This window comes from Candidatus Binatia bacterium (assembly GCA_036504975.1).
Taxonomy (GTDB): domain Bacteria; phylum Desulfobacterota; class Binatia; order UBA9968; family UBA9968; genus JAJPJQ01.
In genome coordinates this window covers 1-6,449 of the sequence record DASXUF010000118.1, presented here as the reverse complement: position 1 = coordinate 6,449, position 6,449 = coordinate 1, and the positions used below count along the sequence as shown (strand labels likewise).

Annotated in this window: 6 protein-coding genes; all 6 read left to right on the top strand. The window is 61.0% G+C overall.

Features of this window, described 5'->3' with window-relative positions; all coding sequences use genetic code 11:
- On the top strand, positions 1-1,753 hold a 1,753-nt coding region (gene argS / locus VGL70_15865; GenBank protein ID HEY3305001.1), incomplete at its 5' end, for an arginine--tRNA ligase.
- Between the two features lie 35 nt (positions 1,754-1,788).
- Positions 1,789-2,577 (top strand): SPOR domain-containing protein, encoded by a 789-nt coding sequence (locus tag VGL70_15860; protein ID HEY3305000.1) that lies wholly within the window; start codon positions 1,789-1,791, stop codon positions 2,575-2,577.
- Between the two features lie 161 nt (positions 2,578-2,738).
- Positions 2,739-3,752 carry an anthranilate phosphoribosyltransferase gene (gene trpD / locus VGL70_15855; protein ID HEY3304999.1) on the top strand — a complete coding sequence of 338 codons (1,014 nt, stop codon included), beginning with the start codon at positions 2,739-2,741 and terminating at the stop codon, positions 3,750-3,752.
- Positions 3,753-3,871: 119 nt separating this feature from the next.
- Positions 3,872-4,651: an indole-3-glycerol phosphate synthase TrpC gene (gene trpC, locus VGL70_15850; GenBank protein ID HEY3304998.1), complete on the top strand. Its 780-nt coding sequence runs from the start codon at positions 3,872-3,874 to the stop codon at positions 4,649-4,651.
- Positions 4,652-4,676: 25 nt separating this feature from the next.
- On the top strand, positions 4,677-5,282 hold the full coding sequence (locus VGL70_15845) for a phosphoribosylanthranilate isomerase (GenBank protein ID HEY3304997.1): 606 nt from the start codon (positions 4,677-4,679) through the stop codon (positions 5,280-5,282).
- On the top strand, positions 5,239-6,449 hold a 1,211-nt coding region (gene trpB / locus VGL70_15840), incomplete at its 3' end, for a tryptophan synthase subunit beta (GenBank protein HEY3304996.1). The genes VGL70_15845 and trpB, both read left to right, overlap by 44 nt.

The following is a 6,449-nucleotide window of genomic DNA, read 5'->3' as shown; positions in this document are numbered from 1 at the left end:
AGCGCGGAAAGAATTCTTCTCATCTGGCGGCGGCGATGCCGCGAAAAGCGAGGGAAGAAACCAACGAGAGATGAAAAGTCACCTTAGAGATTTGTTGAACCAGGCAATCGAGAAGACCGCGAAGGGGGAAGAGCTGGAAATAACAGATCTTCCCCCTTTGCTTCTTGAGCCGCCGAAACAGAAGGAGTTCGGCCATCTGGCGAGCAACGTGGCGATGGTTTGGGCCAAGCAGAGGAAAAAGCCGCCGCGGGCGATCGCCGAGGAGATCTTGAAGAATCTCGAAGACCGGGACGGTATCATCGCGCGCGCGGAAATCGCCGGCCCCGGCTTTATTAATTTTTCTTTCTCGCCCAAGTTTTTCTACGACCGGCTGAGAGAATTCGAAGCGCAACGACAGATGGAACCGAATCTGGGCCGGGGAGAAAAGGTCCAGGTGGAATTCGCCAGCGCCAATCCGACGGGTCCTCTTCACGTGGGGCATGGTCGTGTCGCCGTCATCGGCGACGTCCTGGCCCGGCTCTTTGCCGCGACCGGGTTCTCCGTCGAGCGCGAATACTACGTCAACGACGCCGGCAATCAGATGGAAAAGCTGGGGTTGTCGATCTACGTTCGCTATCGCGAGCTTTACGGAGAAAAAATCGACTTTCCCGAAGACGGCTACCCGGGCGATTACGTGCGCGAGCTGGCGGCGGAGGTCAAGAGCCGGTGGGGCGATAAGTTTCTTTCGCAGCCGAAAGACACTACGGTCGAGTTCTTCAGTCAATTCGGCGGAGAGAATCTGCTCGCGAGAATTCGCGACGATCTCTCCAAGTTCGGCATCGGCTTCGATTCCTTTGTGAGCGAAAAAGATCTCATGGCTCGCGGCGAGGTGGAGAAGACGATAGCGGTGCTGAACCAACGGGGCAAGCTCTACGAGCACGAGGGCGCGCGCTGGTTCAAGTCCACCGAATATGGCGACGACAAGGACCGGCCGCTTATCAAGAGCGACGGCGGGCTCACGTACTTCGCGAGCGATATCGCGTATCACCGCAACAAGCTGGAGCGCGGCTTTAAAAAGCTCGTCAACGTCTGGGGCGCGGATCATCACGGCTATATCGCCCGGCTCAAGGCGGCGCTCGGCGCGTTGGGCTACGATCCGGAAGTCCTGCAAGTCGTTCTCGTGCAGCTCGTGCAGCTCACGCGCGGCGGCGAGCCGGTTCGGATGGGCAAGCGCCAGGGAGAATTCGTCGCGCTGAGCGATGTCCTGGAGGAAGTTGGCAAGGACGCGGCGCGCTTCTTTTTTTTGCTGCGCAAGTCCGACAGCCACCTCGATTTCGATCTCGAGCTGGCGAAAAAAGAATCGAGCGAGAACCCGGTCTTCTACGTCCAATACGCGCACGCGCGCATCGCCAGCATCTTCGAGCAGGCGCGTCAGGGGGGCATCGACGTCGATAACTCGGCGGTCCGCGACGTCAAGCTGGAACGCTTGGCGCAGCCGGAGGAGCTGAATCTGATCAAGCAGGTCGTCCAGTTTCCCGAAGCGGTCGAAGAGAGCGTCAAGGAGCTTGAGCCGCACCGTCTGGCGTTTTATCTGCTGGAGGTGGCGGGGGATTTCCACCGGTATTACAATCGATCGCGGGTGATTTCCGAGGATTCCGACCTGACCCGCGCCCGGCTTCTTTTCTTACGCGACGTGCAGAAGGTGATCGGCAGAGGCTTGAACCTTTTGGGCGTGGCGGCGCCGCTCAAGATGGCGGCGCGCTCGTTGGAATAGGATCGGCTTCCCTCGTTCATTAAGAGGTGAAATCCATGGCGGAAAATCGTAAAGGCACCGATGGTCTTTATTATGTCAGCAAAACCCAGCTCGTCGTCTTGGGCGCGGGGGTTACGCTGACGTGCGCATTGGTCTTCCTTCTCGGCATGTTGATCGGTCAGGGAATCGAAGAGAGAAAGCTGCTGAAGCAAGAGGAGCCGCTGGTCAAAATCCCGCTGCAGCCGCTTACCCCGGGATCGAAACAGGGAAGCTCGGGAAAAGACGAGCTGACCTTTTACGATACGTTGGCCAAAACGCCGTCCGGTTCGCAAGCGCGGAGCGAGCCGGCCAGGGAATCGAAGGCGACCGCGGAAAAGACGGCGAAGACGGACGCGAAACCAGTAAAGGAAACCAAGCCCGAGCCGAAGGCGCCGCAAGAGGCCAAGCCGGGCGCAAAGGAAGTGAAAACCGCCACGGCGAGCGCATCGAAGGAGCCGCCGCCGGCGGCGCAGAAGGCGAAGGAAAAATCCGCGGCAGAGAATGCGGCCGCGGAGACGAAGAAAAGCGCGCCTCCCAAGCCCGCCGAAGAAAAGAGCAAGACCGAGACGTCGCCGAAGGAATGGACGGTGCAGGTCAACGCCTCTCTCGATCAAAAGTCCCAACAACAACTGGTTGAGAGGCTTAAACAGAAGGGCTACGATGCGTACATTGTCACGACCAATCAAAACGGTCGCGATTGGTATCGCGTCCGCGTCGGCCATTTCCCCGCGCGCGCCCAGGCCCAGGAATTGCTCGAGGTCTTGCAAACCAAAGAGAACTTCAAAGGGATAGTCGTGGGCCGGTAGTTCCATTTTGGATTTCGGATTTTCGGCCAAAGGACTGATCAGCCTCAGGCTGAGCCGATTTTAGACTTCGTCCAAAATCGAAAATCTAAAACCTGTCCTGAGCAAAGTCGAAGGATCCGAAATCGGTGGGATGGAAGGGAGCAGGCATAGAGGGGGGCATCATGGATATCAAAGAAGGCATCGCCAAGGCGGTGGACGGAATCGATCTCACGGAGGACGAGATGATTTCCGTCATGAACCAGATCATGACCGGCGCGGCGACTCCGCTGCAAATCGCGGCGTTTCTCACCGCGCTCCGCATGAAAGGCGAAAACGTCGCGGAGATCACCGGCGCCGCGCGCGTCATGCGCGAGAAAGTGAGCCGCGTCAAAGTCAAAGCCGATCTGGTGCTCGACGTCGTCGGAACGGGCGGAGACAAGAAAGGGACTTTTAATATCTCGACGGCGGCCACGCTTGTCGTCGCCGGCGCCGGACTGATCGTGGCGAAGCACGGCAACCGCTCGGTCTCGAGCCAGTCGGGAAGCGCGGATTGTCTGATGGCGCTGGGCGTGAAAGTGGACGCGAGCAAGGAGGTGGTGGAAGAGTGTCTGGAACAGATCGGCGTCGGTTTTCTCTTCGCGCCGCTGCTCCACGAGGCGATGAAGTACGCGGTCCAGCCGCGACGCGAGATCGGCATCCGGACGATCTTCAACATTCTCGGTCCGCTCACCAATCCGGCCGGCGCCACGCACCAGCTTACCGGAATCTACGACGGCAAGCTCACCGAGCCGATCGCTCACGTGCTCAAAAACCTCGGCGCGGTCCGGGCCATGGTCGTTCACGGGATGGAAGGCATGGATGAAATCTCGCTCTGCGGTCCGACCCGAGTCTCGGAGCTGCGCAACCGGCGGGTGCGCAATTACACCCTGACGCCCGCCAAGTTCGGACTGAAGCGCTGCCGGCTGGAGGATCTCCATGGCGGGACGCCGCGGGATTGCGCGGACATTGTCAAAGAAATACTCCGCGGGGAGAAAGGGCCCAAACGCGACATCGTGCTGCTCAACAGCGCCGCGGCGCTGTACGTGAGCGGCGCCGTCGATTCGATCGCCAAAGGGATGCACCTCGCCGCCGAATCGATCGACTCCGGAAAGGCCCAGGCGAAACTCGACCGTCTGATCGAGATAACCAATGCATAGTTATTTTCGGATCGGTTAGTCAACGCGCGAAGGCGAGATTCTTCGCTCCGCTCAGAATGACAGAAATCCGCTGTCATCCTGAACGCAGTGAAGGATCTCTCTTAAAGTTACCCAATTTTATGTTTCTCGAAACCATAGCGGACCACGTGCGGGAGGATCTCAAGTCGAGGCGGGTGAAGACGCCGTCCTCGGAGCTGCGGGAGCGGCCGCCGTTCGCTCTGCCCACGCGCGGCTTTGCCGCGAGTCTAGCAGGACGCTCGCAGCGCAGGCGTCATATCGTCGCCGAAATCAAGCGCGCCTCGCCGTCGCAGGGCGTGATCCGCCAGGATTTTGATCCGGTCAAAATCGCCGGAGACTTTGCCGCCAACGGCGCGAGCGCTCTGTCGGTATTGACCGAAGAGCGTTTTTTTCGCGGCAGCCTGACTTATCTGGAGCAGATAAGAAGCCGAGTCTCCATCCCGCTGCTGCGGAAGGACTTCACTTTGGATGAATATCAACTGCTGGAGGCGAGAAGCTTCGGCGCGGACGCGGCGCTCTTGATCGTCGCTCTGCTCGATCCGGCTTTGCTCAAAGAGCTGATCGCCCAGGCCGCCGCGCTTTCGCTCGACGCGTTGGTGGAGGTCCACACCGAAAGCGAGCTGGAGCGCGCCCTCGAAGCGGGCGCCCGGCTTGTCGGGATCAACAACCGCGATCTCAAGACTTTCGAGGTGAAGCTGGAGACGACCGAGCGCCTTTTGCCGCTCGTGCCGCCGGGCATTGTCGTGGTGTGCGAGAGCGGGTTTCACGGCGCCGAGCAGATCGAAAGGGTCGAAGCGCTGGGGGCGCGCGTATTTCTTATCGGCGAGGCGCTGATGCGCGCGCCGGATCCGGGAGCGAAGCTCAAGGAATTACTGACGTGATCGTGTTCGTGGCGCGTGATCGGAGATGGTAAAGATAAAAGTCTGCGGCATCACGAATATCGACGACGCGATCCGGGCGGTGGAGCTGGGGGCGGATCTTCTCGGCTTCAATTTTTATCCGCCGAGCCCGCGCTACATAGCGCCGGAGAAAGCGCGGGCGATTCTCGCTCAAGTGCCGCCGGAAATCGGCAAGGTGGCTCTCTTCGTCAACGAGCCGGCGGCAAAAATCCGCGACGTCATCGGCCAGCAGGCTTTTTCCGGCCTGCAATTTCACGGCGACGAGAGCGCGACATACTGCCGCGGCTGGGAGCTTAAAGTCATCAAGGCGTTTCGGGTTCGGGATCGGGAATCGCTCGGCGCCATCGATGGCTTTCCGGCCGACTATTATCTGGTGGACTCCTGGGCGCCGGGCTACGGCGGCTCGGGCGCACCGTTTCCCTGGAGCTGGCTCGAAGGCCTCAGGCCGGATCGGTTGATCCTTGCGGGCGGCCTGGACGCGGGAAACGTGGCCGAAGCGATTCGTCTCGTTCGTCCCTATGGAGTGGACGTTTGCACCGGCGTCGAAGCCAGGCCCGGAATCAAAGATCATGAAAAACTCAAGGCATTCATCGCCGCCGCAAAAAGCGCCTGACCGGCGCGGTCACTTCGGCGTCTTCGGCGGCCGTTACGTGTCGGAGACGCTGATGCCGGCGCTGATCGAGCTGGAGAAGGCCTACGGCGCCGCGCGGCGCGACGCCGCTTTTCGCCGCGAGTTCCATCGCCACCTCCGCGAGTACGCCGGCAGGGAGACGCCGCTTTATTTCGCCGCGGGTTTGACGAAAAAGCTGGGCGGCGCGCGGATCTATCTCAAGCGCGAAGACCTCTGCCACACCGGCGCGCACAAGATCAACAACACCCTGGGGCAGATCCTGCTCGCGCAGAGGATGGGGAAGAGCAGGATCATCGCGGAGACCGGCGCCGGCCAGCACGGCGTGGCGGCGGCGACGGTCTGCGCCGCCCTGGGACTGGAATGCGTCGTGTATATGGGCTCGGAAGACATGGAGCGGCAGTCGCTCAACGTGTATCGGATGAAGCTACTGGGCGCCGAGGTGCGAGCCGTCAATAGCGGGACCTGCACGCTGAAAGACGCGATCAACGAGACGATTCGCGACTGGGCGACAAACGTGGAGACCACCCATTACATGCTGGGCTCGGCGGTGGGGCCACATCCGTATCCCCTAATGGTGCGCGACTTCCAGTGCGTGATCGGCTGGGAAGCTCGGCGGCAGTCGCTGGAGATGTTTTCTCAACTCCCTAAAGCGGTCGTCGCGTGCGTGGGCGGTGGGAGCAATGCCATTGGCGGCTTCATGCCGTTTGTTGATGATCCGGCGGTCGAGCTGATCGGAGTGGAGGCGGGCGGGTTGGGCCTGGCAACCGGCGAGCACGCGGCATCGCTGTGCGCGGGAACTATCGGTGTGCTGCACGGCACGCGCTCATTCGTGCTGCAGGACGCGAACGGGCAGATCCAGAACACCCATAGCATCTCGGCCGGCCTCGACTATCCGGCGGTGGGTCCCGAGCACGCTTTTCTCAAGACGACCGGCCGCGCGCGCTACGTCGCTGCAAACGACGACGCGGCATTGCGCGCATTCCAGCTGCTGTCCGAGACGGAAGGCATCATGCCCGCCCTGGAGCCGGCCCACGCGCTCGCCTACATCGCCGACGACGCTAAGAGCTTCCCGCCCGATGCGCTGGTCCTGATGATCCTGTCCGGCCGGGGCGACAAAGACGTCAGCCGCGACCTCCTCCAGGAACTGGA